The sequence below is a fragment of the Paenibacillus sp. FSL E2-0178 genome, from assembly GCF_038593005.1.
Taxonomy (GTDB): Bacteria; Bacillota; Bacilli; order Paenibacillales; family Paenibacillaceae; genus Paenibacillus_AQ; species Paenibacillus_AQ phytohabitans.
Map to the genome: position 1 here is coordinate 5,816,169 of NZ_CP151953.1, position 25,363 is coordinate 5,841,531.

Genomic DNA, 25,363 nt, shown 5'->3' on the forward strand with positions numbered 1-25,363 from the left:
TATAATTTGGAAGAGACAGTAAAAAAGCTGTTCCCCGGCAGAAATCTGCCAGGAAACAGCCTTTAATTAATAAAATGAATTATCAAGGAGGTGTTGGTACAGTTGCCGGCATCGAGATATTGAGGCCGCCGCTCATGTATCCTTGAACAGTATTCATAAGGGTGAGACCTGCCGCGGATGCTGAATATACCATAAGCAGGCGCGTTTGTGCAGTAACCGGAATAGATAGGCCTGTAATTATACCGGAAGAGACGGATCCTACGGATATTATTCCTGTAAGCGAGGGAGACAATGTCATTGCAGTTCCAGGTACAGGTACGAATGTATTGTTGGGCGTTGTACTCGCGTACAGTTGGGCTGTAATAGTTACCGTAGTTCCCACCAGAGAAAGTGCTTGTGTTGTACTGAAATATCCGCTTAGGGATGTAATGGTTCCGGCACTTGGTACAGAAAAGGCATAATTGAGATTTGTGCCGCTTGCTCCGGTTAAATCAATGGTTCCTGAGGTAACGGATACGCCGCTTACTGAGCTTCCGAAGCCAATCAGTGCGCCAGTGCCTGGCAAACCGCCTGCTATCGTAGTTACAGTAGCAGGGTTTCCTGAAGAAAACGGGATATAGGCGTTTGTGCTAGCCCCTGGAGCACCAGTGGCGCCAGTCGCTCCGGTAGCTCCTGTAACACCAGTCGCCCCGGTAGCGCCAGTTACGCCAGTGGCACCTGTAGCGCCGGTGACTCCATCTTCGCCCGCAGGGCCGGTAGCACCCGTTGCTCCCGTAACGCCAGTAGCGCCAGTAGCGCCAGTGGTTCCATCTTCGCCCGCAGGCCCCGTAGCGCCAGTAGCCCCAGTGGCCCCAGTAGCGCCGGTAACTCCATCTTCGCCCGCAGGCCCTGTAACGCCAGTGGCTCCAGTAGCGCCCGTTGCCCCAGTGGCGCCTTCTTCGCCCGCAGGCCCTGTAACGCCAGTGGCTCCAGTAGCGCCCGTTGCCCCAGTAGCTCCTTCTTCGCCCTCAGGTCCGGTAACGCCAGTGGCTCCAGTAGCGCCAGTCGCCCCCGTTGCACCAGTGGCTCCAGTAGCTCCCTCTTCGCCCGCAGGTCCAGTAGCGCCGGTAGCACCAGTGACTCCTTCTTCACCCGCAGGGCCGGTAGCACCCGTTGCCCCCGTAGCGCCGACTTCGCCGGCAGGCCCCGTCGCCCCGGTAGGCCCCGTGGTTCCGGTTACGCCGGTCTCACCTGCAGGCCCCGTTGCACCTGTTGCGCCTATTTCACCGACAGGACCGGCAGACCCAGTAGCGCCAGTCGCCCCGATTGCTCCTTGGTTTCCTGAGGAGCCGGCACTGCCCGTTGCCCCGGTTGTACCCGTAGCGCCGGTAGCGCCCGTTGCCCCCGTAGCACCTACCAGGCCTGCTGCACCCGTCGCTCCGGTGTCGCCTTTTGGCGCCGGCAGTGTAATTTCTGCCTTGGTAATATCGGCGATTTCAATATATGATGCTGCACCGTTACTATAGATTGCCGTGATGGGTTGCCCGACGGCTATATCAGAAGTGGAAGCTCCGCCAGTGCCGAAGATCAGTGTTGTACTGTCAATCTTCAGGTTCACGACTTGACCAGCTTCTGTCAGTATACCAATCTGGCTGCCGGTCAGGCTGACGATAGTGCCGCGGGCAACGGTACCGGATTGGGCCGGAGCATATCTTTCCGCCAAGCTGAAAATAGCTGCCGCCTGGGCACGGGTCACATCAGCGGTAGGTCTGAACGTTTTATCCTCGAAGCCTTGGACTACTTTTAACTGGGAAGCTGCATTGATATAGCCGGTAGCCCAGGCGGAAATTTGATTCTCATCATTGAAGGGGAGTGGTTCGCTGGCCAGGGCAAGTGCTTCATTCTCCTTGTCGAGCAGACGGATCACAAGTTTAGTCAGCCACTCGCGGCTGGCATTCTGTGTTCCCCAGCCCGAAGCGGTTTCCTCTTCAGGTTTAATTAAACCTTCATTAATAGCGGTCTGCACCCAGGCACTTGCCCAATTACTGACTTCAAGCGAAGAATTGGCCGAAGTAGCGGAAGGCTCCTCTGTGCCCAGGAAACGGACTGCCATAATTGCAGCTTCCTGATGAGTCAGCGGCGCCTTTGGATTGAAGTTCCCGGTGGTATCTCCCTCCGCAAACCCCAAAGCGGCGATTTTCATTACATATTTGTACATCCACGAGCTGCTGCTTACATCATTGAAGCCTTTCTTTTCAGCTGCGGAGGCAATGCCTGTACCGCCGAATCCGGCACTGGGCAGCACGGCTGCTACCTGGCTAAGCACCATAACCGCCATTGAGGTTTTTACTAAAGCGGGTTTGATATCCTTTTTGGAGTTTTCGCTGCCATGGGCGATTTCTGTATAGCGGGTTGTTTCTTTTTTCATCGAGTAGTTCCCCCTAAAGTATATGTTTGTCTTGCAACGCCCAGGCCGGTGAAGTAGGCTCTGTTCGCCAGCACTTTGCTGTCAAAAGGAATGTGTTCTGCAGCCATTTCGTTATGGGCACTAGCCCGTTCATACTGGCCGATGCGGTCATAACAGACACAGAGCTGCAGATGCGGCAGCCAGCTCCAGCAGGCATGCTGGAGAATGGCGTAATTGTCCAGCGGCTTGGTTAATTCGCTCGCCATTTTGTACCAGAAGATGGCTTTGCTGAAGTCGTTCTCCAGCATGTACAGGCTGCCAAGCCGGCAGCAATTCTCTGCGCGGGGCAGATCATAAGAGAAAGACTGGAGCGCTTTAGCTTTGGCCTGTTGTTCATTGCCAAGCTCCCGGTAGCAATCGGAGAGGCTTCCGCAGGCATTGATCCGGTCCTCGATCCAGCTGTCTACCTGCTGCAGGAACATTTCATAGAAAGAGATGGCTTTGTCCCATTGCTTATGTTCCCTCAGCTCATTGGCGAAGTAGAACAGATCCCGGGTGGAGAAAATCTCCCCGGCCGCATGACGGCTCTCGTAGATATTGAGGTTGCGGTCAGAATTCCCGTGGACTCTGCCATGGGTGATGGAAATATCCGAACTTCGCACCTTGCCGCTAACTTCCAGGTATTCATGGACGATACCGATCCAGCGGAAGCCGTTCTCCCGCTTGACCAGGCGGTTGCGTGTAAGGCTGGAGGTGACATTACCGTGCTCGTCAAAGGCCAGATTGTAATTCATGGATACCGCATCCGTATCCCATTCCAAGGCGCTCTTCAAGGTGCTGAACTTCTCGGCATCTGCAGGAAGCAGAATATCATCAGCATCCATCCATAGCAGGTAATCCTGTGTCGCCAGGCTGAAGGCATAATTCCGCGCTTTGGCAAAATCGTTGACCCATGTGAAGTCAGCTACCTTGTCCGTGTAGCGCAGGGCAATTTCCCTGGTACGGTCTGTTGAACCGGTATCCACAATGATGATCTCATCCACCAGTCCTGAGACACTGTCCAGACAGCGTTCAAGAGTGGCTTCCTCGTTCTTGACAATCATGCAGAGACTCACGGTGACGCTGCGTTTCATTTCATATAGAGCACTTGTAATATCGAGGCCCCATTTCCTGCGGGCTTTTTCTTTATTGGCAATCAGCTGGGCGTTGTACCAGCCGGGGGATTCCGGGAACAGCGGTGGAGGCTGGATATAGCGCACGAAGCAGTCCAGGGCGATCTGCAGACTGTATCCTGCCTGGAGCGCACGGTAGCATAGATCGTCATCCTCGTAGCATTCCAGTCCGAATTGTTCATCGAAGCCTCCAAGCTGACCGAAGGCATCACGGCGCATAAGCAGCAGATGGCTTAGCAGCCGGGTTGTGGTCTTGGCTTGTCCGGCTTTGGAGAGTGCGAACGATCTGGCGATATGATCCAGCTGCTCCATCTCTGTACAGATCACCGGAAGTCTTTGCGGGCCGCTAACATCATTGCTGACAGGGCCGATCATCGCTGCCTGCGGGTGCTGCCGGGCACAGCCGGTCAGGCTGGACAGCCATTCTTCAGACACAATCATATGGTCACGCATGAATACAAGGTATTCACCAGCCGCAAAGGATGCGCCCAGATTGTATCCTCCGGACACGCCGATACGTTCCTTGGACGAGAAGGAGCGCGCTTTTTTATGGAGAGTTAAATAGCTGCTGATCTCTTCACCGCCGCCATCGTTAATCACAATCAGCTCATAGGGGGCTTCCGTAAATAACTCAATACTGGCCAGGCATGATTTAAGTAATCGAAGATGTTGGGCCAATATGATAATGGATACTTGCATTCAATCCCTCCATTTGATTTGAAATGATATATATCACACTCTATCACAGTAAAGTGGACATATTCTGGACATTATCCGACAAAAGTCTTCATTATAATGTAGAGTCCAACAATAGTTGTGTAGCTTTATGCAAAAAGAATTATTTCCCGAGCCCCGCAGTCTGCGGTCGTGCATAAGTCCCCGACTAAGGTCCAGTACATAAAACCGTCCACAGTCTGTTTTGAAAATCTGCGGTTTGCCCTAGAATAGGGTTATAAGAAAGAGATCAGCGAAAGGCGGTGAGAAAAAATGCAAAGAAAAGGTAACGGACTTGCGATTGTGCTGATTGCAATTGGAGCGGTAATGCTGTTAGGGATTTTGCCTCATTTGATTCACGGCATCTTCGGCATCCTGTTCCCGGTATTGCTGGTGGTTCTCGGATACTACGGAATTAAGAGCGGACGCAAAATTATCGGCTGGGTGGTAATGTTCATCGGTATCATGTCCCTGCTCTCCAAGCTTTCCTGGATTATCGGACCGCTGCTCGGTGTGGCGCTGGTAGTGTGGGGCATCTCGGTACTCCGGGGTAAGCGGAGCAGAACATACTAAGAGGTAGAACAATTACTTAATTAGAAGCAGGGAGGGAACAGGAAATCATGAGTGTTTTTCGCAGAATGAGGGATATCACCGTAGCCAACTTGAATGAACGCCTGGAGCAGAGTCAGGATCCCGTGAAGCTGATTGATCAATTTCTACATTCAACCCGTGAAGAAATTGGGGAGGCAGAGCGGCTGTACCAGCAGTACGCTTCCCATACGAAGCAATTGCAGCAGCAGGTGAATCAGGCAACCGCCATGAGAAACAAACGTGAAGAGCAGGCACTCCTCGCGCTCAAGGCCGGCGAAGATCATCTCGCCAAACTGGCATTGCAGGAGAAAATTATCCACGAGGAAAAGCTGGAGCAATACAGCGGGCTGCTGGAAACCAGCCAGCAATCACTCTTTGAGCTTGAAAGCCAGTTGAATGAACTCAAAATTGAGTATCAGACAGTGTACAGCAAACGCCAGTTCTATGCAGCCCGGATGGAATCACTTCGGCTGCAGCAGCGCATGAATCAAAGAGCGAGTGCTTACGGCGGCGGTGATGTTCCCAAGATGTTCGGCCGTCTGGAGGACAAGATGACCGATTGGGAGCTGGAAGCCAAAAGCCTGAGCGATTTGCGGCGGATGGGACAGGAATACGCAGTGCAGGCCGGTGAGACGGTGGCGACCGTGCTCGAAAGAGAAATGGCCCGCCTGAAGGAGAAGCTGAACAATGATGGCAGAAAGGAGTAGTACTATGACCCGATTGTACCGTTCAACCAGAGACAGGGTAATGACAGGGCTGGCAGGCGGATTGTCCGAGACACTCGGCATCGACTCCACACTGTTCAGAATTCTGCTGGTGGTCAGCATTCCTTTTAGCGGAGGAGCCACTATTCTGGTGTACCTTATCGCAGCAATGGTAATTCCCAAGGAGCCCACCCAGTACAATCCCTTCGGACCTGGACCCGGTGCGCCGGGCGGCCCATATGGCGGTCCTTACTCAGGCAGACCTGAGCATGGCCGCGGACCGCAGGGACCTCAGGGGCAACAAGGATATGGCCCTTACGGCGGACAGCCGGGCTATAATCCCGGCTATGACAAAGCAGGCGCTTACACGGCTCCCGATTCCGGTCTGGATGCCATGATGAAGGATATTGAGAAGAAGGCACTGCAAAAAGAAGTAGAAGAGCTCAAACAAAAACTGTCTAAATACGAGAAGGGAGAAGTGTAAATTATGGGAGTATTCAAACGGATTAAAGATATGACTAAAGCGTCGGTAAACGACATGTTGGATAAGGTAGAGGACCCAATCGTAATGCTGAATCAATATCTGCGCGATATGGAGGCTGAGATTCATGAGGCTGAAGTAACGGTAGCGAAGCAGATGGCCAACGAACGCCGTATGAAGCAGCGTGTGGATGAAGCCGCTAAGGTATCCGGACAGCGTGCAGCACAAGCGGAACTTGCGCTGAAGAACGGCCAGGAGGAAGTTACCCGCAAGCTGCTGGAAGAGAAGATTTATTTCGACCAGAAGCATGTTGAATACAGCGAGCTTCACGCCCAGGCTGAGGTTCAAGCCAAGGAACTGGTGCAGCAGCTTCATGATATGAAGGATGAGTTCTACAAGCTGCGCAACAAACGTAATGAACTGGTCTCCCGCGCTCAAATGGCCAAAGCCAAGAAGCAAATGTCCCAGATCAGCAGTGTACATTCCATTGAAAGCGGAAGTGCATCCCTTGGATTCCACCGCATGGAAGAAAAGATTATGCAGCTTGAAGCGGAAGCAGATGTTATGCGTGCTCCGTATAGCCCTTCGGCAACCGCATATGCTAAGCCGGTAGATCCTGAGAAGCAGCTCAAAGTGGAAGAACAGCTCGCAGCACTCAAGAGCAAGCTGAATTCTACTCCGGCAGCTCCTTCACTAGATAAAAAAGAAGAATAATGCCTGTTTCTAAAGAATAGGCAGATATGATATGCTGAACAAGGTAAAGCCATACGGTATGGATTCTCCATACCGGTATGGCTTTTGTAGCGGGAAGCGGTTATAGCTGCAGATAAGCTGAGGCTTGCGAAGTCAGCTTGGCAAAACTTTAAGGAGGTGCGGAATGGATAAACGGAACCGTTTGATTGCCATCGGACTGATTGGTGTCGGCTGCTTGATGATTTTTGGCAAATGGATCGGCTTCTTCTCCATTGTCGCACTCCTGTTCCTGCTGCTGGGGATTTACCGGACAACGTCAGGCAAGGTGAAGCAGGGGTATAAGCTTCTGGGGATCGGCGCAGTGCTGCTGCTGCTGGACCATTTGCTGCTGGTGCTTGGAATCTGCCTGATTTCACTGGGTATGTTCTTTGTCAAATCCAAAAGAATGCAGCGCAAGGCCGGGTTTATGCAGAAGCAAAGCTTCTCTTCCAGATTCGACTGGGATCTCTCGCCGTGGGTCATGCGCAGCCTCAGTGCCTGGCATGTGCTGGGTGAGGCGGATGTGGATCTTTCGCTGGCAATGGCGGAAGAACAAGAGACGATTATGCTGTTCCAGGGTATTTTTGGCGATGTGGATATTCTGATGTCCGAGGATTACGGGGTAGAGATCGAAGCCTTCGTGTTGTTCGGCTCCATAGAATCCGGCAGTCACCGGGACACAGGGATGCTGAACCGGCTGAACTGGAAGTCACCCAACTACGACAGCAGCGAGCATAAAGTGAAATTCAATATCTCATATCTGATGGGCGATCTGGACATACGGTTTCCCTGATGAATACAGCATATGAGCAGAGAGATGGAAGGGAGGGCTCCCGGGCATGGGCAAAAAAAGCAGTAACATGGTAACGCGCAGTATGGGCGAGGGGGCTCTGTTCTCTTTGATCATGCTGCTTGTTATTACATACATTATGTATACATATGGATTATTACAGCCGTTTGAGGACTGGAAGGTCGGCGTGAGAACGGCAATGACACTGATTCTGCTGCCGATGGCCTTCGGCATCGGGTACGGGTTCTATCAGGGCTTCCGCAGCAAGCGTAAGCTGGAGCTGCTGCGGGCGACGCTGGTAGCCTGGGAGAAGGGCAACCTCACCCCGGTGATGCCGGATCTGGGCCATGATGAGCTGGGCCGGCTCGGGGAACAGCTCGGACGGATCGGCGGCAAGTGGGAGAATCAGGTGACTACGCTGCAGCGGCTCTCCACCAATAATGCCAAGCTTGCCGAGCAAGCCCGGGTGACGGCGATTATCGAGGAACGTCAGCGGCTGGCACGCGAGCTGCATGATGCCGTATCCCAGCAGCTGTTCGCGATCTCGATGACGGCAACGGCTGTAGGCCGGACGCTGGAGAAGGATTTCGACAAGGCGCAGCGGCAAATTGCGCTGATTGAGGAGATGTCCGCCGTAGCCCAGTCGGAGATGCGGGCACTGCTGCTGCACCTGAGGCCGGTATATCTGGAAGGCAAGGGGCTGGAGCAGGGGCTGCAGGAGCTGATCAAGGAACTGAAGATCAAGGTTCCGATCGATATTGTGTTCGAGATGGATCAGGGCGTGCAGCTGCTCAAAGGCGTCGAGAATCATTTGTTCCGAATTGTGCAGGAGGCGATCTCGAACACGCTGCGCCATGCCAAAGCGGAGAAGCTGGAGATCCGCCTGCACCGCCGCGGGGATACGGTCCGTCTGACGCTGCGCGATGACGGGATCGGCTTTGAGATGGATGAGAGCAAGCAGACATCCTACGGACTTTCGAATATGCAGGAGCGGATAACAGAGATCGGGGGCTCGATCCAGTTCATCACCGCTCCCGGCAAAGGAATGCGGATTGATATTACCGTACCGGTAGTCAATGAATAGGGGGCAAGGGTAACCATGGAGATGGAGGAAGCGGAAGCGATCAAGGTCCTGCTGGTGGACGATCACGAAATGGTCCGGATCGGACTTGCTGCGGTGCTTGGCACCGAGGATGGGATTGAAGTTGTAGGTGAAGCCGGAAGCGGAGAAGAAGGAATACGGCTGGCACAGGAATATAATCCGGATGTGGTGCTGATGGATCTGGTGATGGACGGCATGGACGGGATCGAAACAACAAGACAGCTGTTGAAGCTGTACCCGGACTGCAAAGTTATAGTGCTGACCAGTTATTTGGATGATGAGAAAATGTATCCGGTCATTGAAGCCGGCGCGTTCAGCTATCTGCTCAAAACCTCGCGGGCCAGTGAAGTCGCCGATGCAATCCGGGCTGCCGCAAGAGGTCAGTCCGTGCTGGAATCACAAGTGGCTTCCAAAATGATGAACCGGTTCCGCTCCAATGCCAGAGGTGAGTCTCCGGCCTACAAAGAGCTTACCGAACGCGAGATGGAAGTGCTGAAGCTGCTGGCCCAGGGCAAGTCCAATCAGGATATTGCCGATCAATTAATTATTGGAATCAAGACAGTGAAATTCCATGTCACGAATATTCTTGCCAAGCTGGGCGTCGAAGACCGGACCCAGGCGGCTATTTACGCATATAAGAATGGACTGGCGGAATAAAGCCATAGACCATAGAAGCCATAGACGCACTTTCAAGAGAAATCAGCCCTGGCCTGGGAAGGACGGGGGGATTATCTTGAAAGTGTTTTTACGTGCGCGTAAGGCTCGCGTCTTTGCAGTTTGTATACATAACCTAAGGATAAGAGCAGATAACTTACCCCAAACCCGAGATAGACACCGGTTAATTCGAGCTTCCGGATACATACATAAATGATCACCAGGGATACTGCATACACCACCCCCGAGTACACAAGCACCCACTTCTCCAGGTCAATCGCCTGCAGGGTAGAGCGCATAATCATCTGCAGCCCGTTCATCAGATTCAGCGCCAGCGCCAGGGGAAGAACATGTTCCACTAGTGAGATGACAACGGCTTTGTCTGTGATGATGGCAATAAGCGGATAGGAGAAGGAGATCACGATCAAGGTTAGCGGAATGCTGATCATTAACATAAGCTGGAGCGACAGATACGAATATTTGGTGTACCCTGCTTGCTGCGTGCCGTAGGCCTTCGCGGTAATTGTCATACAGCTGCCCGCGAAGCAGTACATCGGAATCAGAATGATCTCAAGCAAAGTGGTCACAACGGTGTATGAAGCGATGAATTCAGACTCCAATCTGGAGATGATCGCCATGATGCCCATTGCAAACAAAGTGTATTCTATAAGGTCCTGAAGGGCCATCGGGAAATAGAGTTTCAGCAGCTGCTTGGCAATGGGCCGGTTGATCTGAAGAGAGAAGCTGAATAAGCTGCTTTTGCGGAAAAAATAGATGCAGACTATAATGCTCGCACCATAGCCCGCGACAGAGCCGACAGCGGCGCCGCTCATACCCAGCGCAGGAAATCCCCATTTGCCGAAGACGAGCACATAATCGAAGAATATATTCACGATGCCTGCTGCCGCGAAACTGAATGTTAACAGCTTGGCTTGGTTGATGTTCTTGAAATAGGCTGAGAAATTAAACAGAACCATATTCATGCCCATAGTCACTCCGCTGATATACAAATAATGAGTGGCAGGTGCGAAATTCAGATCATAGACCGTGCCCAATATCCATCTGCCAGTCCCTAACAGCAGCAGTTCGAACATGATGCCGATCATGATGGACATTGTCATGCTTGTATTAAAGGCTTGGCCAAACTTAGGAATATCATTGTTGCCGAAGAATCTTCCGCCGATGATGTTGAAGGCTGCGCATAGAATGCCGATCGTTCCGGTGATCAGAAAAATAAAAGATGAGGCGATGCCCACTGCGGCAAATTCTTCAACGCCAAGCCTGCCGATAATCGCCTGGTCGCCGAGCTGAAAGAGTAGCTGGAGAATCTGAAGGAAAAGCATAGGGACAACCAGATCGTTGATAAGCCGGAAGTCAGCGCTGTTTCGGTGAAACCACTTTTTAAGCATGCTGTATGAGTACCTCTTCTAGGTAATATAATATGAATCCTATTAATGGAAATATAAACTAATAAATACTTCTATAGAAGTGATTAAAATCTCATTACATTCCGAGTGAACTATGCAACTGCCGGATCGGGAGTCTCAGACAGTCTCTCTCAGCGGGTATATCTTTCTCTGAAGCTGGATATCCTGTCTAGTAGATTACTAGAACGGATTGAGAGGGAGATGCAGAGTGGGGAACAGAGGACAGAGCAGAGTGATACTGGTGCTGGCTGGCTTGTGTGTGGCGGTTATGCTGCTTAGCGGCTTCCGCAGCGCGGGGACAGCCGGAGGAAATGGCTTACAGGAAGTATCTGCTGTGTCTGCGGTCACTGCTTCTACGGCCGGTGCGGGAGAGCTTCAGGATTCTCTGGCGCTGCTGACTACACTCGGCCGCGAGGTATCTGCTCCCGGGGCTCCGCTCCGGCTCGTATTGAAGTGGCAGGGAGAATATAGTGGAGAAGCTGCGGCAGACGCTACTGTACAGAACCTGTCTTCCCGGCTTGGACTCGGTGAAGTCAGCTCCTCTGATGAGGACGGGCATCTAACCTTACGTTCCTCCGCAGAACTCAGCGGAGGAGCGCAGGTCTCCCTGTTCTGGAGCGAGCTCGGCGGCGGACGGAGCTATTGCATCGTCACCTTCGAGACGGCGGATCTCCTGGACTCGCCGGAGCTTACGTCAGCAGCAGGTGACGCCGGGCAGGCGATGCTACAGGCGGGTATTGTGGCAGAGTGGAACGTCTCTCTTCAGGCTCCGGCGAAGGAGCAGAGCGGACCGCAGGAAGCGCTCCTGGCCACTGAGCAGAACCTTGCAGCGCAGCTTCCCGGCATTCATGCGGAAGAGAACTACGCAGATGAAACTACATCCAGCCGTTCGTATAGCGTGCCCGGACTGCAGCGAACTGTCAGCAGCGGCGGACATGAGCTTGCGCTCCAGCTGGCGGTGCACAGGGACGGGAATGAGGACAGAAACCGCGTGACCCTCGGACTTCCGCTGATTACGATCGAATATTGAAGCCGGAGATTTCCGGGCTTACTCCGCAGCGGCTCCACGTTGCGGAGCTTTTGGCGGGGCGGTATAATATCGGTAGTATAAGCGGGAACATGTGAAAGCATAAGAAAGAGTAATGGAAAATTACGAAATCCCGAGAAAAACTGTCAGGAATGTGATAGCATCCTTAGTGCAATTATGATAAAATGACATCACGCCGTCATGCGTATTTTATATCATGACCGGCGCTGAGAATGAATGTCAACTATATTACATACAGAGAGATGAGGAGCCATGGCTGAAAATCAAACCCTTGATGCACTGCATACACCCGGTGCTGTATTCTTTATCTTCGGGGCAACCGGAGATCTAGCCCGGCGTAAGCTTTTCCCGGCGATTTACAGTTTGTACCGTGAAGGCAAGCTGACACATGATTTTGCGGTAATTGGCGTGGCTCGGCGTCCCCGTACCCAGGATGAATTCCGGGAAGATGTGAAGGAATCCATCCGCGAGTTCTGCCGCTATCAGGCAGGAGATGCTGCGGAATGGAACGAGTTCGTACAGCATTTCGAATACAAGTCTCTGGACATCAACAATATCGACGGTTTCCGTGAGCTGAATGCCCAGACGGAAGCACTCGAAGAGAAGTTCCATATTCCGGGCAACCGCCTGTTCTATCTGGCGCTTGCACCTGAACTGTTCGGCAGCGTCTCCTTCAACCTGAAGGCTGGCGGCATGCTGCAGACCCGGGGCTGGAACCGTCTGGTGATCGAGAAGCCATTCGGCTACAATCTGGAGTCCGCTGAACAGCTGAACGAGCAAATCCGCCAGGTGTTCAAGGAAGAAGAGATTTACCGGATTGACCATTACCTCGGTAAGGAAATGGTGCAGAATATTGAAGTGATCCGGTTCGCCAATGCTTTCTTCGAGCCGCTGTGGAACAACAAGCATATCGCCAACATTCAGATCACACTCGGGGAAACCGTGGGTGTGGAAGAGCGCGGAGGGTATTACGATCATGCCGGAGCACTGCGCGATATGGGCCAGAACCATATTCTGCAGCTGCTGACAATGATCGCTATGGAACCGCCAAGCCGTCTGCTGGCTGAAGATATCCGTGATGAGAAAGTGAAGGTGCTTCGTTCGCTGCGTCCTTACGCTACGGCGGAAGAGGTTCGCGAGAACGTGGTGCGCGGTCAATACACGCAAGGGCTCTACAAGGGCAAGACCCTGCCGGCTTACCGCCAGGAAGACAAGGTGGATCCGGAATCGAATACGGAGACGTATTTCGCAGCCCGTGTATTTGTAGATAACTTCCGCTGGGCAGGAGTTCCCTTCTACATCCGTACCGGCAAACGTCTGCCTGTGAAGACCACGGAAGTGGTTGTGGAGTTCAAGGGAATGCCGACCAACGTTTATCTGGGCCAGAAGCATAATCTGGAGCCGAACCTGCTCGTAATCCGTGTGAATCCGATGGAAGGCATCTACGTGAAGATCAATGCCAAGAAGCCTGGCTCCGAATCGGAAATTCAGCCGCTGGCGATGGATTTCTGCCAGAGCTGCATGATCGGCATCAACTCGCCGGAAGCTTATGAGCGTCTGCTGCATGATGCTGCGCGCGGGGATTCCACTTATTTCACCCGCTGGGATGAAGTGTCCTCGGCCTGGTCCTTCGTGGACCGTATCGCCAAGGCATGGAAGGAAGAGAGCAACGATCTCGCTTCCTATCCTGCCGGCTCCTGGGGGCCGGTCGAAGCCGATCAGCTGCTGGCTGGCGAAGGCTTCCACTGGTGGCCGGTTAACGGCCAGGATGAAGACAATGTGGTTTGGCAGGTTAACCGCTAAATCCTGAATAAGAGTACTGTTAGAGATCCCTCTGCATATCGCTGCAGAGGGATCTTTTTGTGCTGAGGCTAGAGAGAAGACACAATTATTTGCTGTCTGGATTTGACTGACAGCGGCTCGTATGCATAGCCGCCATAGGTATGGACAATTTTGAAACCGTGAAAGGTAAAGTAGGCTTCAAGTTCTTTAGGAAAGTACATTTTCATCTGCAAATTGCGGGAGAATTTCTTTTCAGCTGTCTCAAAGAGATAAGAAATGGACAGGACCTGAGTGAGCTTGTTATAAATGTTCTTTTCGGAAATTTTTAGCGGTTCGCTGGTCAAGGGATCAATTGTTTCCTTAACGTCATACAGGGTGTTGGGATTACGCAGGAGAATAGGCATAGACGGCAAAAAAACATCGACTATAAACTTGCCATTCGGTTTAAGGTGTTTCTTCACCCGGTCAAAGCAGCTTGAAATATCAGGAACAGTGTGTAAAAAGCATAGTGTGTTAAAGGGGGCAAAAATAACATCGAATTTACGGTCTATACTGAAATCCCGCATATCCGCCTTGATGAAATCAGGACTACATTGTAGTCTATTTGTTTTTGAATGGGCTGCATCGAGGTGCTCCGCAGAAATATCCAGCCCGGTAATATTTAGACCGGCACAGGCCAAAGGAAGGGTAAGTCTTCCCGTCCCACAGCCCAGTTCAAGCACATTCCCGCTTAAAAGCTCTTTATAAAACTCCAGATCATCGAGGTAATTATCGTAAAGGATATCATAATATAAACTCTCCTCTTGTATAGACATCAATAGGGGCTCCTTTGACATTTGGAATAGACGCACAATCTAATTTAATCTCGGCGGCTGAAAAGATGTCAATAATCCAAATCACCATTAAATGTATTTAATATATTTTTATTCCTTAATATGTATAAAAATTGAACGTTGGGGAATTTGGATTGCAATTAGAATAAGTTTCTATATAATCCCAATGTATAATATGTATTTACATATTATTAAATTTATTTAAAAAGAAAGGAGGCGGAATTATGCTGAAAGAAAAGAAAATCTCTTTACAGGCTCCTGCTTTTGCTGATGTATGCAAAAGATCAAGAGCCGTCATTGCTCTTGACGTTGAGTTTGAAGAATTTGAAGCGGAGCTCCTCGAGGCTATCGAACTGGAAGAGAAAAAGTCAGAAACAGCACTACTTACAGCTAATTAATTTACCGGTACTTATTCAGGAGAGAGGTGTTTTCCTCTCTCCCATCCGGAACGGGAGGATGGACCATGTTATACAGACAGTCAAAATTTGCGAATATCTTTGATAAAGAGGAGAATTATGTGTTCTTTAATGCCCATACACTGGGTTTATTTGAGCTTCCGGGAGAAGGATATGAAGCTTACCAGACTTACAAGACTCCACGTCCGTTAGCAGAGGATACTTACAGCCTGGATCTGGCGGAACAGAAATTCCTTGTGCCGTGTGAGCATGATGAATTTGCCGAAGCCAGGCTTCAGCGGTATACCCGCAGAGATGTCAATAAGCGAATAAGAAAGAACAGAATTGGTTACATGCGGATCTCCTTGACAGAATTGTGTAATTTGAACTGTACCTATTGCTTTGTAAATGATATTTACCAGAATAAAGGTTCAATGAGCATCGAGGCATTCGAGGATACTATGAAATGGTTTATCGAGCAGAACCAGGACGCTGCTCCTATTCTTCAGTATTTTGGAGGAGAGCCCCTGATTCGTATGGATCTGATTAGACGCGGGCATGAAATGCTGGAGGAAGCCCAAAGAAACGGGCAGATCACCGGTTTCACCGAAGAAATCGTAACGAACGGAACCCTAGTTTCCGAGGAGAACGCCCAATACTTTTATGAGAATAAAATGATGCTTGTTTTTAGCATTGACGGCTGGAAAGAGATTAACGATAAGAACAGAATCTATCATAATGGCACGGGCAGTTACGATGCCATTGTAAGAGGTGTACATCATTTCAGGAACGCAGGAGGAAGACTCTCCGGAATCATTACTCCAACCAAAGATAACCTGGATATTTTCTCAGAGATAATTACCCATCTAGTAGAGGATATAGGTTTCACCGAGATCAGCGTTAATACGCCGCAGCCGAATGAGCATGGCTGGGATATCGACGGTGCAGCGTTGGGTGAGGCTATTATTAAAGCCTGGATGTATTGCGATAAGGTAAATGTCCCGTTCAACCACCCCGGCAACAATATTGTGTTTCTCGTAAACAATCAATTTCCGCAAACCAACTCCTGTATGAATCTCACCTATGGACAGGCCGAGAATTCCTGGGGAGTTTACGTCACAAGCGATGGTCTGGTCTCCAAGTGCGTTGTAGAGTGTGACGAAAGATGTACCTCCAATTTCAGTGATTTTTCTCTGGATGAGGCCTTTATTGACTGGCATTTCGATGACCATAGCTCCAAGGCCTGTCTGCATTGTGTCGGCTATAACATTTGCGGCGGACCCTGCACGTTTGAAGCGATTGTAAGAGAAGGTAAGCTGAATCCAGAAAAGTGCAAATTTTTCAAAAGCGTTATCCCTTGGGCAGTGACTAAATAAAAGGGGGAACTAGCTGTATGCTGCACAAGAGAGTCCTTATAGCAGAATTGACTGCGCACTCTGGTGAATATTCATTGGCAGGCTGGGTGAAGGAGATCAAGCCACATGGGTTTATGCTGTGGGATATGACTGGTGAAATTATGATCTGCTGCAATTCTGACCAGTTGCAGATCAGGGATGTAGTTTCAGTTGAGGTTATTTTGGAGAAGGAAGCTGAAGAGACTTGCTCTTCTTTACTTGCAACCAGGCTGGAGGTACTGAATACTTCTACACCAACTGTTACTGCTGATCACATCAAAAGAGAACATACACATCTTAAATTTTTTAATCACAAGAACATCCGGCTGGCCCAAAAAATAAATGATATGGAGCAGCAGATCAGACAATTTCTCGGTGACCGTTACTTCATTGAGACAAGAAATCCGCTGCTCTGGACAAGTGTACAAGAGTACGGCTTCAATGAATTCAAAGTTTATAATGTGCTTTCCCGCCAATTCGAACATACCCTGCTGCAATCCCCTAATATTCTAAATCTGCTGAACAATATAGGCGGTCTGGAACGGATTTTTCAATTCCACCCCTGTTTCCGGCTGTCGGAAGAAAGTACCGAGGTCAAAACGGATGCTTTGGTAGAGTTTACCCAGCTGGCGATTAATTGCGATTTTTGTACAAATGAAGAGGGAAAGGCACTTATTGAAGAAATGCTGAAGCAGCTTTGCCTGAATTGCTTTGATATTGAAATCGCCATTCCGTTTCCGGTGCTGGATTATAAGGAATCTATACGCCTCTATGGCTCTGATAAGCCTGATTTCAGATACCGGAAATTCCTGCAGCCTAAATACACGGAATTCGGCATGGACAGCAGCAGTACATATAAAACACTAATAATTCCTTATTCCCTGCCTGAAACAGTCCTTCAGTTTATTGCGGGCAGAGCCGAGAAACTGCCGGTCTCAGGATATTCAATACTGAGGATTGCTGAAAACCGGCTGTCCCATAGAAATGGCAGAGCGCTTGACCTTGCTCAATTCAAAACCTTTATCGAAGGGATCGCTCCCGTTGATAGAGGAGAAATTCTGCTTATTGAGGGATCGGAGCCGCTAATTTCAGCCTTCTTCTCGTCCATTCTCCGCTCATTAAACAGACGGCAACCAACTGAGAAATATTCCTTCTGCTGGATTGAAAATTACCCGTTTGTTGAAGCAGACACACCTGGACAGGAGCCGCTGGAGGGAATAGGACAGAATATTTTTACGAAGCGGCTGGGGCAGGAAAGTAAAGGAATTGATCTCATTCTTAATGGTGTAGAAATTGCCAGCGGCAGTGAAAAAGAATACAAGGTTAAAGAGTTTTTGCAGTCCCTGGAGCTATTACAGATAAGTGAGGAGCAATATGCCTACTACCTGGACGCTTTGAAAAGCGGTTCACCTCCGGTGTTTACAATAGGCATCGGCTGGGAGAGGCTGCTGTGGAAGCTTATGGACACGCAGGAACTGCAGGACGTGATGATTTTTCCCAAGGATCAGAATGGGCAAAGCTATTTATTCCGGAATAATGGAGCGGTTGCATACGATGAAACCAACGCGTGAATATCTTGTAGACCAGTACATTCAATTATCAAGCTGCCTTTACCCAAGTATGGCTATTAAGTGGGGAATTGACAGACAGGAGCTGTTCATCTTTACGGAGAACAATATCCATAGGATGACTGCGGAATACAAGCGGCTCCTGAGGCTGGCGGAAGAACTGGAGGAAGGCGACGAGAAGCCAATACATTCATTGAAGAGGACACTTAAGCTGCGGATATTTGAGCTTGAAGAATTGCAGTCGTGGCGGGCCCCGGCATTCTATATTCAACATTCGTTACGGACAATATCGTTATTAGGGAGAACCTATGAAGCAGTCTTCTCAGCAGATATCCGAAGTGATCTTCTGGGTACATATGTAAGCTCACTGCAACAGTTCTACGCTGCAGCGATCCGGAATTTATCTGAAGCGCCCGTCACTAAGCTGGATTGCATCCTCGGAATTAGACAGCTGGAGGATGAACTGAAGCAGATTCTGCACATGGCGGGCGGGCTTAGCCTCCCCGGCGGAACGGTGGATATGCTCAAGCAGGAGGCAGAGAAATTCCGGGCATATCTTATTAGCCGGCAAGAGGAGAGCGCTGCCTTTATGCTGGGCATAGGAGAGGAACGCTTTAGAACTTATATCGCGTTGGAATCCGGAATCCGGATGGATTTCCAGCGGTTTTTGAATGATATCGAGACTGAAGTGGGTGAGTATAATTGTACAACGGACAGCGCCCGACATGCTGCCGGGGAAGGGCGTAGTTCGATGTTACCGCTTAAAGCGCAGCTTGAGTATGTGCTTCATGCAGGCAAAGCATTCATAGAGGCCGATACGGAAGAGTTTCTGCAGCATGTTGTTATTTCCGATATGAAGGATCTGAAATACAAACAGCCCGGCCGGTTGGCTTACTTAAAGTCCTATTCTCTGAAAGAAAAAGCGGTAAAGGGTGCCTTGATCTATGACTCGGCGAAATTGAATGATTTTAGTATGACCCTCGGGTTTGTGCATGAGATTTTTCCGGGACATCATTACTCCAAATTCGTCAAATCACGGGAGAATATGATTGAGAGTACGGTAATGGACAATTTGATAATGGAAGAGGGCTGGGCGAAATATTGTGAATATAGCCTTAGCCACTTTATCCTTCAGGATGCGGAATTAATGGCAGAGTTCAGGCAGGGATTAAGAAAATCACTGCTGCTTGCCATATCAACTGTGCTTATACACTGCTGCGGATACAGCTTTAACCAGGCCAGTGACCGGCTTGCCGGCTATTGTGAAGGCCGTGAGTCAGCTTCTCAGCTAAGGAGTATATGTCTGCAAGCCTACAGTGCTCCTATTGAAAGTATTTCCTATGCTTTAGGCTTTGCTGCTGTTCGTTCGGGATTAAAGAAGCATCCGTATATTACGAACGATGATTTTTTGGATCTGTTCAGGAACGGGGAGTTATCATATGAAGAAATTACCAGATCATAAGCAGTACAGCATTTTTGTAGGCGTCATGCTCTCCGGCTACAACCTGGCGGATAAGCTGTACGGAGCAGTGTATATCGTGCTGATGAGCATGAGGGGGATCGATCCGCTGCAGATCAGTATTGTATTTGCAGTGTCTTCATTGTCATTGGCGATTTTTGATTATCCCAGCGGTAATTTATCAGATTTATTCGGACGGAAGAAATTAACCGCTATCGGTTTCTTTACTTGGGGCATAGGCTTATGCCTATTCGCTTTTGCCTCTAATCTCATGCTGTTCATCGTTTCTGCGATCATTATGTCTTTGGGGGTAGCCTTAATCTCTGGATCACCTCAGGCGTGGTATATTGATAAGCTGGATGATCTCGGCATGTTGGATTATAAGAATGTGGTGCTGCCCCGCTTAAACGGCTTTATCTCCGCATTTGCTATTGTCGGTGCTTTTCTGGCAACAGTGAGCAGTAATGTTCACCTTTATCTTCCTGTTGCAATAGCAGGGATTGTGGCCATCGGTCTTGGTATCTACGCCTGGTTCCGGTTCACTGATAACTATGGGGAACGAACTGAAGAGAATATTTTTAAAGAGGTATATAACACCTCAGTAGATTTTGCCAAGAATAAGCTAATGCGGTTTGTCCTGCTGAAAAGCATATTCAGCCATGCAGCATTGCTCGCATTCCTGCTCACCTGGCAGGTATACGGTGTCAATGAACTTCATATGTCAGTAAGCTATCTGGGGATTATTCTAATCGTTTTCATGGCTGTCATGAGTGTATCCAGCTTTTTTGTATCTTTTCTGGCCAAACGGAAAGTCTCTCCCCTTAAAATTATAACAGGTGGTACGTTAATTTCTGCACTGGGGCTGCTGCTTGTAGGATGGTTTCCTAATCCGATTGTATTTGTGGGCGGCTTGATCCTATTCGAGTTCGGGCTTGCTATGGAATCCTCCTGCTTCGGCGCCTGGGTTCAGGATTTTATTCCCAGAAGCAAGCGTGCTACCTTCTCTTCAGGTTTATCCGCACTTAAGTCGCTTGCCGGTTTTGCGATCACCCTGCTCCTTGGCTTGCTGACTGAACGGCTGGGGTACTCCTTTATCTGGTATTTAGGGGCAGTTAGCCTGTTGATTTCTAATGCCGTGTTAATTTATTTTAATGCTAAGTATGTACAAATCGGGATGGTTCAGGCAGAAGGGGAGCAGCCAGCTATATGAAGCAGCAGTTATTCGGTCAAGATCAGGACTTTCTCAGAGAAAGGGAGATCGTTATTATATTTGATCCGCCCGGATCAACTTATATACATACTGTTGTGGAAGAGCTATACACACAGCCGGGAATAGGAAATGGGCTCGTCCGGACAGCTGCTGTCTCCGAATGTATTCAGCCGGAATTCCTGGAGGATTATATCGGACAGAAAGTCTTGTTTATGCTGTTTCCCTTCTCTGAAAATGCATCGACAGTTCCGGCTGTGCATGATTTTATTAATCGTTGTGAAGCGCTGAAGCTGCCTTTGATTCTGATGGATGACCCAACGCTGTATGTACCGCAGCATTACGCAGACGCCGTAGTCCGGTTATACAAAAGAGCCATCAATCTTGATTATGGTGCGCTAAGCAGGAGAAACCGCCAAGTTCAAAGTATTCTGTTACAGGGAACCAGCTACCGGCTCCGCAGTAGCCTAGGAACCGATTTGAAGTTTACAAGAGACCGGGAAAAAGAAATCCTGATGGAAAACTGTCAATTTAGCGAGCATGAACATCTCTTTCAGCTTCCGGGAGGCGAGGTGTTTTTTGCTCCTCAGCCCTATACTGCCCAAGGAGAGCTTATCTACGCTGTTGCTGGAGGGCTGCAGCGCGTGTCCATTCAGGACGGGATGGCCTATTTCAGTTCAGGTGAATATCAGGGTATCCCGGTTCCCTTGGCGGAGTTCGGCATCGGCACTAATGCTGACTTAGCCAACCTGCGGTTTATGCCCAGTTACGAGAAGCTGTGGGGGACCTGTCATCTTGGGTTCGGACATAACCGGAATATGCAGGGGGTATTCGAAAGAGCCTATCACTTTGATATTGTTCTGGAATCGTTCACCTTAAGTATCGATGGGAAAAGTGGTGATTTCTATGATTCATAATCGACAAATTCCGGAGCGAGCGGTGCTGCTGCCGGCATGCCGGGTCTCGGTCATCTGCAGAGCGGCCCTTCTCGCCGTTACATACGAGGCTGTATTTAAGGAGAGTCTGGGTGCACTGGAGTTTATGCTGGATAGCTCCTATACCATCCATCTATTATGTGCTGATGATGAGGAAATAGATTATGAGCGGACGGGAACTCAGGTACGGATTACTGCGTTAAGGCTGTTTAAAAAGATCACCGTTTCCTACAGTAAAAGACAGGGGGATAATTCCTTCCGCCTGCTTCCCGGCAGTATTCATTTTCCCTCTATTGCCCCCGGACTGAAGAATAACGCACATTTGTTCATTGAGAGCGATTTGTCCTTTGTCACCAATGCAGAAAAGATTTGCGGGGAATATACAATCAAAGATTTAAGCTGTTTGGTCATTGCTGATTGTACTGCGCACAATGAGCGAAAGCTCAATATTGAGATCAGCGGAAGAAGTGTGGCTGTCTCTAAACCAACGCTTTCCTTGTTTGAAAGGGTTGATTTGGCGGGTGAACTCTCGCTATTTTTAGATTTTTATTATTCTCTTTTTAAACGCCGGCTGGAGTGTCGGATCGTCGATATAGTGGATCTGCAGGTCAATGCAATTTCATGTAAAAATCTGATCTTAGTAGATGGTTGTATGGCTGCCAAGCCTCTTGTATTTCTTTATAAGTACCTTTTTCACGAAATCATTCACCAGGAGCTCGGGCTGACTACCGTCTTTGTAGGCCGGGGGCGGCATTGGCTTTTGGAAAGCTTTACGGAGTATCTACAGCTGTGTTATCTAAAAAACAGGTTTGGTGAGGATTTTTTTGACAGGCAACTTCAATATTATAAGCATTTATTTGAGGCCAATATTGCCGGTACGGACACTACAATTGCCGAATTCGAGCCCCATATGGACGAACAAACATTTTTGGCGCTCATCTGCGGTAAGGGTGTTCTGGCATTTAATGAACTGTTCCAGTCAAAAAATATGGATATGACTATTCTGAAACAGCTCATTGAGCTATTTGATAATTGTGGACGAGTGGTTTCACTTGATTTATTTATTGAGCTTTTAGAGCAATGCACAGGCATGGAGCTATCGGGTTTTGTCAGTGAGTGGATAGGCTCCATTGACAGGAGGGAGTAAATGATTAATCAGCTTGGTTTCATTTTGACGTCCAAATGTAATCTTAAATGCCATTATTGCTATTACAATAATGATATTTACCCCTCTCTTAACGATAATTTAAAGCTTGAAGATATTACCTCGTTTCTGGAGCGTGTAACAGAGGTCATTCCGGTTAAGTCGCTGTTGTTAACCGGTGGTGAACCACTCAGCATGGGATATATTATGGAGCTGATAGTCTTTGCAGGCAGCCGGGTCCGGGATATTATGTTATTGACGAATGGGACGCTTATTACAGAAGAGCTGTTGCAGCAGCTTATAGCACATCGGGTACATCTCGCCATTACCCTTGACAGTCTAAATGAAGCCTATACAGATCAATATCGCGGACGCTATGCAAAAGTAATGGAAGTGCTGCATATGATTTATGAACAGCATTACTCAGATCATGTAGATTTGAATGTAACTGTCTCACCTGAAAATGTGGATCATATCGATGAAGTGATTGCATATGCAGAAGAACGGGGCTTCGGTGTAAACCTAAATCTCATGGATTCTGAAGATCTGTTGTCTTGGAACAAAGCCTCCACGCTGGCAATAGATAAGGCACTGACGGTGTTTAAGGGGTTTTATGCGTTTGAGGAGCGTCAGTACCATTACAAACTTGCGGAATTTACTTTGAAAAAGCAGACGCGGATAATTCCCAAGTGTTATTTCTCAGCAAAAACGCTGATTATTGATTCCGACAGAACAATCTATCCGTGTTTTCACAATAAATCTCCTCTAGGCCAAACTACTGATTCTGTCCTAGAGATTATGGATAAGCATGGAGAATTCATTACCCGGCATCAGTCGTGCTTTAATTGCTACAGGAATGCTTGCTTCTCCTTATTCTGATACAGAAAAGGCACTGATAATTAATCGGTGTCTTTTTTGTACTGTTAAATACGAAGCTTCCAGGCTTTTTGTGAACTTGTAGAACTTATTTCAGTTCCGCTGCTTTTTTGTAGATAATGTTTGCCGGATTTTGCTATACTAAAAAGGATGCTTTCAAAATAAAGAATTTCTAGGCAAGGCGCCATAAAATATCCTATAAACCGTACTTCAACGATGTAACGATGAATTCTACGTGAAAGGATCTGGACGAATGAGTAGTGCACCGATTTGATGAAATCCGGTAATTGAAGCAGAAGCATGGATGAATTTATATATGAAGGGATATGTGTAATGAATAAGGCACCGGACCACAAGCTTCAGAGTGAAGTAGACAAACGCAGAACCTTTGCGATTATTTCCCACCCGGATGCGGGTAAAACAACGCTGACCGAGAAACTGCTCCTCTTCGGGGGTGCTATCCGCTTAGCAGGAACAGTCAAAGCCCGTAAGGCAAGCAAGCACGCCACAAGTGACTGGATGGAAATTGAGAAGCAGCGCGGGATCTCCGTCACTTCTTCCGTCATGCAGTTTGATTATCTGGACCACCGGGTGAACATTCTGGATACCCCGGGTCACCAGGATTTCAGTGAAGACACTTACCGTACGCTTACTGCGGCTGACAGTGCGGTCATGCTGATCGACGTTGCCAAGGGCGTGGAAACACAGACGATCAAGCTGTTCCAGGTCTGTGCCAAGCGGGGCATTCCGATCTTCACCTTCATCAACAAGCTGGACCGTGAAGGCCGCAATCCCTTTGAGCTGATGGAAGAGCTGGAGAATGTACTGGGTATCCGCTCTGTACCAATGAACTGGCCGATCGGCATGGGCCGTGAGCTGTGCGGCGTATACGACCGGATGAAGAATCAGGTTGAGCTGTTCCAGGGCGACGATCATTCCGTGATCAGAGTACAAAAAGTGGAAAGCTACCGCGACCCGATCATCCGCGAGATGGCCGGAGAATACCTGCATGACCAATTATGTGCGGATCTGGAGCTGCTGGATGTTGCAGGCGATCCGTTTGACTATGAGAAAGTACTCCGCGGAGAGATTACTCCGGTATTCTTCGGCAGTGCGATCAACAACTTCGGCGTGCAGACCTTCCTGGATAACTTCCTGGATCTTGCACCGAAGCCTGAACCGCGCCGCAGTACAGCTGGATCTGTTGAACCGACAAATGAGAAATTCACCGGCTATGTGTTCAAAATCCAGGCTAACATGAACCCGGCTCACCGTGACCGCATTGCCTTCCTGCGCATTGTGTCCGGCAAGTTCGAGCGTGGCATGAGTGTGAAGCATGTGCGTGCCGGCAAAGACATCAAGCTGTCCCAGCCGCAGCAGTTCCTGGCCCAGGACCGCGATATTGTAGAAGAGGCGTATCCGGGTGATATTATCGGTCTGTTTGACCCGGGTATCTTCCGGATTGGCGACACGCTGAGTCAGGCAGGGGATATCGAATTCGATGAGCTGCCGACCTTCTCACCGGAGATTTTCTCCAAAGTGAGCATTAAGAATGCACTGAAATCGAAGCAGTTCCAGAAGGGCATTGACCAGCTAACTGAAGAGGGCATGATCCAGGTGTTCCGCACCGTTAACTTCGATGATATCCTGCTGGGTGTTGTCGGACAGCTGCAGTTCGAGGTGTTCGAGTACCGCATGAAGGGCGAGTACGGCGTAGATGTCCAGCTGCAGAGGATGAGCTACCAGTTCGCGCGCTGGATTGTGGATGACAACAAGCCGGACGCAAGCAAATTCCGGATCAACTCCACACTGGTTACCGATAAGAAGGGTAATTATGTAGTGCTGTTCGAGAACGAATACGCCATGCGGACCGCGATGGAGAAGAATCCGACGGCTAAATTCCTGGAAACCGCGCCTTGAAAAGTACAATTGAAGTAGGATAAGCTGACCGCTTATTCCATTATTTGTT

General features: G+C 49.2%; 22 protein-coding genes. 18 read left to right on the forward strand and 4 right to left on the reverse strand.

Features of this window, described 5'->3' with window-relative positions; translation table 11 throughout:
- Positions 1-82: 82 nt before the first annotated feature.
- Together MHI42_RS25485 and MHI42_RS25490 are read right to left on the reverse strand one after the other, a co-directional pair.
- A complete protein-coding gene (locus MHI42_RS25485; protein ID WP_342421017.1) occupies positions 83-2,407 on the reverse strand; it encodes an exosporium glycoprotein BclB-related protein in 2,325 nt (774 codons plus the stop codon).
- Positions 2,404-4,257, reverse strand: a complete 1,854-nt coding sequence (locus MHI42_RS25490; protein WP_342421018.1) for a glycosyltransferase — start codon at positions 4,255-4,257, stop codon at positions 2,404-2,406. The genes MHI42_RS25485 and MHI42_RS25490 overlap by 4 nt, the downstream gene beginning before the upstream one ends.
- Positions 4,258-4,545: 288 nt before the next feature.
- On the opposite strand from MHI42_RS25490, the gene MHI42_RS25495 reads away from it, so the two are divergent.
- From MHI42_RS25495 to MHI42_RS25525, 7 genes are all read left to right on the forward strand, one after another.
- Positions 4,546-4,845 carry a hypothetical protein gene (locus tag MHI42_RS25495; protein ID WP_039307338.1) on the forward strand — a complete coding sequence of 100 codons (300 nt, stop codon included), beginning with the start codon at positions 4,546-4,548 and terminating at the stop codon, positions 4,843-4,845.
- A gap of 47 nt (positions 4,846-4,892) precedes the next feature.
- Complete coding sequence (locus MHI42_RS25500) at positions 4,893-5,570, forward strand: PspA/IM30 family protein (RefSeq protein ID WP_042239590.1); 678 nt, start codon at positions 4,893-4,895, stop codon at positions 5,568-5,570.
- 4 nt (positions 5,571-5,574) lie between these two features.
- On the forward strand, positions 5,575-6,051 hold the full coding sequence (locus MHI42_RS25505; RefSeq protein WP_042139929.1) for a PspC domain-containing protein: 477 nt from the start codon (positions 5,575-5,577) through the stop codon (positions 6,049-6,051).
- Between the two features lie 3 nt (positions 6,052-6,054).
- Complete coding sequence (locus MHI42_RS25510) at positions 6,055-6,762, forward strand: PspA/IM30 family protein (protein WP_171721091.1); 708 nt, start codon at positions 6,055-6,057, stop codon at positions 6,760-6,762.
- A 163-nt stretch (positions 6,763-6,925) separates the two neighbouring features.
- Positions 6,926-7,573 (forward strand): cell wall-active antibiotics response protein LiaF, encoded by a 648-nt coding sequence (gene liaF / locus MHI42_RS25515; RefSeq protein ID WP_039307347.1) that lies wholly within the window; start codon positions 6,926-6,928, stop codon positions 7,571-7,573.
- Between the two features lie 46 nt (positions 7,574-7,619).
- On the forward strand, positions 7,620-8,654 hold the full coding sequence (locus MHI42_RS25520; RefSeq protein WP_039307348.1) for a sensor histidine kinase: 1,035 nt from the start codon (positions 7,620-7,622) through the stop codon (positions 8,652-8,654).
- Positions 8,655-8,669: 15 nt separating this feature from the next.
- The gene (locus tag MHI42_RS25525) at positions 8,670-9,329 is read left to right on the forward strand and encodes a response regulator transcription factor (RefSeq protein WP_144026191.1); all 660 of its coding nucleotides are present in this window, start codon (positions 8,670-8,672) and stop codon (positions 9,327-9,329) included.
- Between the two features lie 71 nt (positions 9,330-9,400).
- On the opposite strand, the gene MHI42_RS25530 is transcribed toward MHI42_RS25525, so the two are convergent.
- A complete protein-coding gene (locus MHI42_RS25530; protein WP_342421019.1) occupies positions 9,401-10,735 on the reverse strand; it encodes an MATE family efflux transporter in 1,335 nt (444 codons plus the stop codon).
- A 226-nt stretch (positions 10,736-10,961) separates the two neighbouring features.
- On the opposite strand from MHI42_RS25530, the gene MHI42_RS25535 reads away from it, so the two are divergent.
- Positions 10,962-11,783, forward strand: coding sequence for a YwmB family TATA-box binding protein (locus MHI42_RS25535; RefSeq protein WP_342421020.1), 822 nt, complete (start codon positions 10,962-10,964; stop codon positions 11,781-11,783).
- Between the two features lie 270 nt (positions 11,784-12,053).
- A complete protein-coding gene (gene zwf / locus MHI42_RS25540; protein WP_039307355.1) occupies positions 12,054-13,604 on the forward strand; it encodes a glucose-6-phosphate dehydrogenase in 1,551 nt (516 codons plus the stop codon).
- 68 nt (positions 13,605-13,672) lie between these two features.
- On the opposite strand, the gene MHI42_RS25545 is transcribed toward zwf, so the two are convergent.
- Complete coding sequence (locus MHI42_RS25545; protein ID WP_342421021.1) at positions 13,673-14,398, reverse strand: methyltransferase domain-containing protein; 726 nt, start codon at positions 14,396-14,398, stop codon at positions 13,673-13,675.
- A gap of 242 nt (positions 14,399-14,640) precedes the next feature.
- On the opposite strand from MHI42_RS25545, the gene MHI42_RS25550 reads away from it, so the two are divergent.
- The 9 genes from MHI42_RS25550 to MHI42_RS25590 all read left to right on the forward strand — a co-directional run bounded on the left by MHI42_RS25550 (position 14,641) and on the right by MHI42_RS25590 (position 25,314).
- Positions 14,641-14,814, forward strand: coding sequence for a hypothetical protein (locus tag MHI42_RS25550; protein ID WP_342421022.1), 174 nt, complete (start codon positions 14,641-14,643; stop codon positions 14,812-14,814).
- 65 nt (positions 14,815-14,879) lie between these two features.
- Complete coding sequence (locus tag MHI42_RS25555; RefSeq protein ID WP_342421023.1) at positions 14,880-16,187, forward strand: radical SAM protein; 1,308 nt, start codon at positions 14,880-14,882, stop codon at positions 16,185-16,187.
- 17 nt (positions 16,188-16,204) lie between these two features.
- Positions 16,205-17,776 carry an amino acid--tRNA ligase-related protein gene (locus MHI42_RS25560; protein ID WP_342421024.1) on the forward strand — a complete coding sequence of 524 codons (1,572 nt, stop codon included), beginning with the start codon at positions 16,205-16,207 and terminating at the stop codon, positions 17,774-17,776.
- Positions 17,777-17,825: 49 nt separating this feature from the next.
- The gene (locus tag MHI42_RS25565; RefSeq protein WP_342421025.1) at positions 17,826-19,235 is read left to right on the forward strand and encodes a hypothetical protein; all 1,410 of its coding nucleotides are present in this window, start codon (positions 17,826-17,828) and stop codon (positions 19,233-19,235) included.
- Positions 19,236-19,260: 25 nt separating this feature from the next.
- Complete coding sequence (locus tag MHI42_RS25570) at positions 19,261-20,442, forward strand: MFS transporter (protein WP_342424804.1); 1,182 nt, start codon at positions 19,261-19,263, stop codon at positions 20,440-20,442.
- Positions 20,439-21,356 carry a hypothetical protein gene (locus tag MHI42_RS25575; protein WP_340985354.1) on the forward strand — a complete coding sequence of 306 codons (918 nt, stop codon included), beginning with the start codon at positions 20,439-20,441 and terminating at the stop codon, positions 21,354-21,356. Before MHI42_RS25570 ends, MHI42_RS25575 begins: the two co-directional genes overlap by 4 nt.
- On the forward strand, positions 21,325-22,521 hold the full coding sequence (locus MHI42_RS25580) for a hypothetical protein (RefSeq protein ID WP_342421026.1): 1,197 nt from the start codon (positions 21,325-21,327) through the stop codon (positions 22,519-22,521). The genes MHI42_RS25575 and MHI42_RS25580 overlap by 32 nt, the downstream gene beginning before the upstream one ends.
- Complete coding sequence (locus tag MHI42_RS25585) at positions 22,522-23,397, forward strand: radical SAM protein (RefSeq protein ID WP_342421027.1); 876 nt, start codon at positions 22,522-22,524, stop codon at positions 23,395-23,397.
- 330 nt (positions 23,398-23,727) lie between these two features.
- Positions 23,728-25,314 (forward strand): peptide chain release factor 3, encoded by a 1,587-nt coding sequence (locus tag MHI42_RS25590; RefSeq protein ID WP_171721094.1) that lies wholly within the window; start codon positions 23,728-23,730, stop codon positions 25,312-25,314.
- Positions 25,315-25,363: the final 49 nt, after the last annotated feature.

What these genes read in the sequence shown, in the direction of transcription:
- MHI42_RS25485 (WP_342421017.1), bottom strand. Translation starts at nt 2,407, where the DNA reads ATGAAAAAAGAAACAACCCGCTATACAGAAATCGCCCATGGCAGCGAA.
- MHI42_RS25490 (WP_342421018.1), bottom strand. Translation starts at nt 4,257, where the DNA reads ATGCAAGTATCCATTATCATATTGGCCCAACATCTTCGATTACTTAAA.
- MHI42_RS25495 (WP_039307338.1), top strand. Translation starts at nt 4,546, where the DNA reads ATGCAAAGAAAAGGTAACGGACTTGCGATTGTGCTGATTGCAATTGGA.
- MHI42_RS25500 (WP_042239590.1), top strand. Translation starts at nt 4,893, where the DNA reads ATGAGTGTTTTTCGCAGAATGAGGGATATCACCGTAGCCAACTTGAAT.
- MHI42_RS25505 (WP_042139929.1), top strand. Translation starts at nt 5,575, where the DNA reads ATGACCCGATTGTACCGTTCAACCAGAGACAGGGTAATGACAGGGCTG.
- MHI42_RS25510 (WP_171721091.1), top strand. Translation starts at nt 6,055, where the DNA reads ATGGGAGTATTCAAACGGATTAAAGATATGACTAAAGCGTCGGTAAAC.
- liaF (WP_039307347.1), top strand. Translation starts at nt 6,926, where the DNA reads ATGGATAAACGGAACCGTTTGATTGCCATCGGACTGATTGGTGTCGGC.
- MHI42_RS25520 (WP_039307348.1), top strand. Translation starts at nt 7,620, where the DNA reads ATGGGCAAAAAAAGCAGTAACATGGTAACGCGCAGTATGGGCGAGGGG.
- MHI42_RS25525 (WP_144026191.1), top strand. Translation starts at nt 8,670, where the DNA reads ATGGAGATGGAGGAAGCGGAAGCGATCAAGGTCCTGCTGGTGGACGAT.
- MHI42_RS25530 (WP_342421019.1), bottom strand. Translation starts at nt 10,735, where the DNA reads ATGCTTAAAAAGTGGTTTCACCGAAACAGCGCTGACTTCCGGCTTATC.
- zwf (WP_039307355.1), top strand. Translation starts at nt 12,054, where the DNA reads ATGGCTGAAAATCAAACCCTTGATGCACTGCATACACCCGGTGCTGTA.
- MHI42_RS25545 (WP_342421021.1), bottom strand. Translation starts at nt 14,398, where the DNA reads ATGTCTATACAAGAGGAGAGTTTATATTATGATATCCTTTACGATAAT.
- MHI42_RS25550 (WP_342421022.1), top strand. Translation starts at nt 14,641, where the DNA reads ATGCTGAAAGAAAAGAAAATCTCTTTACAGGCTCCTGCTTTTGCTGAT.
- MHI42_RS25555 (WP_342421023.1), top strand. Translation starts at nt 14,880, where the DNA reads ATGTTATACAGACAGTCAAAATTTGCGAATATCTTTGATAAAGAGGAG.
- MHI42_RS25560 (WP_342421024.1), top strand. Translation starts at nt 16,205, where the DNA reads ATGCTGCACAAGAGAGTCCTTATAGCAGAATTGACTGCGCACTCTGGT.
- MHI42_RS25565 (WP_342421025.1), top strand. Translation starts at nt 17,826, where the DNA reads ATGGCTATTAAGTGGGGAATTGACAGACAGGAGCTGTTCATCTTTACG.
- MHI42_RS25570 (WP_342424804.1), top strand. Translation starts at nt 19,261, where the DNA reads ATGCTCTCCGGCTACAACCTGGCGGATAAGCTGTACGGAGCAGTGTAT.
- MHI42_RS25575 (WP_340985354.1), top strand. Translation starts at nt 20,439, where the DNA reads ATGAAGCAGCAGTTATTCGGTCAAGATCAGGACTTTCTCAGAGAAAGG.
- MHI42_RS25580 (WP_342421026.1), top strand. Translation starts at nt 21,325, where the DNA reads ATGGGAAAAGTGGTGATTTCTATGATTCATAATCGACAAATTCCGGAG.
- MHI42_RS25585 (WP_342421027.1), top strand. Translation starts at nt 22,522, where the DNA reads ATGATTAATCAGCTTGGTTTCATTTTGACGTCCAAATGTAATCTTAAA.
- MHI42_RS25590 (WP_171721094.1), top strand. Translation starts at nt 23,728, where the DNA reads ATGAATAAGGCACCGGACCACAAGCTTCAGAGTGAAGTAGACAAACGC.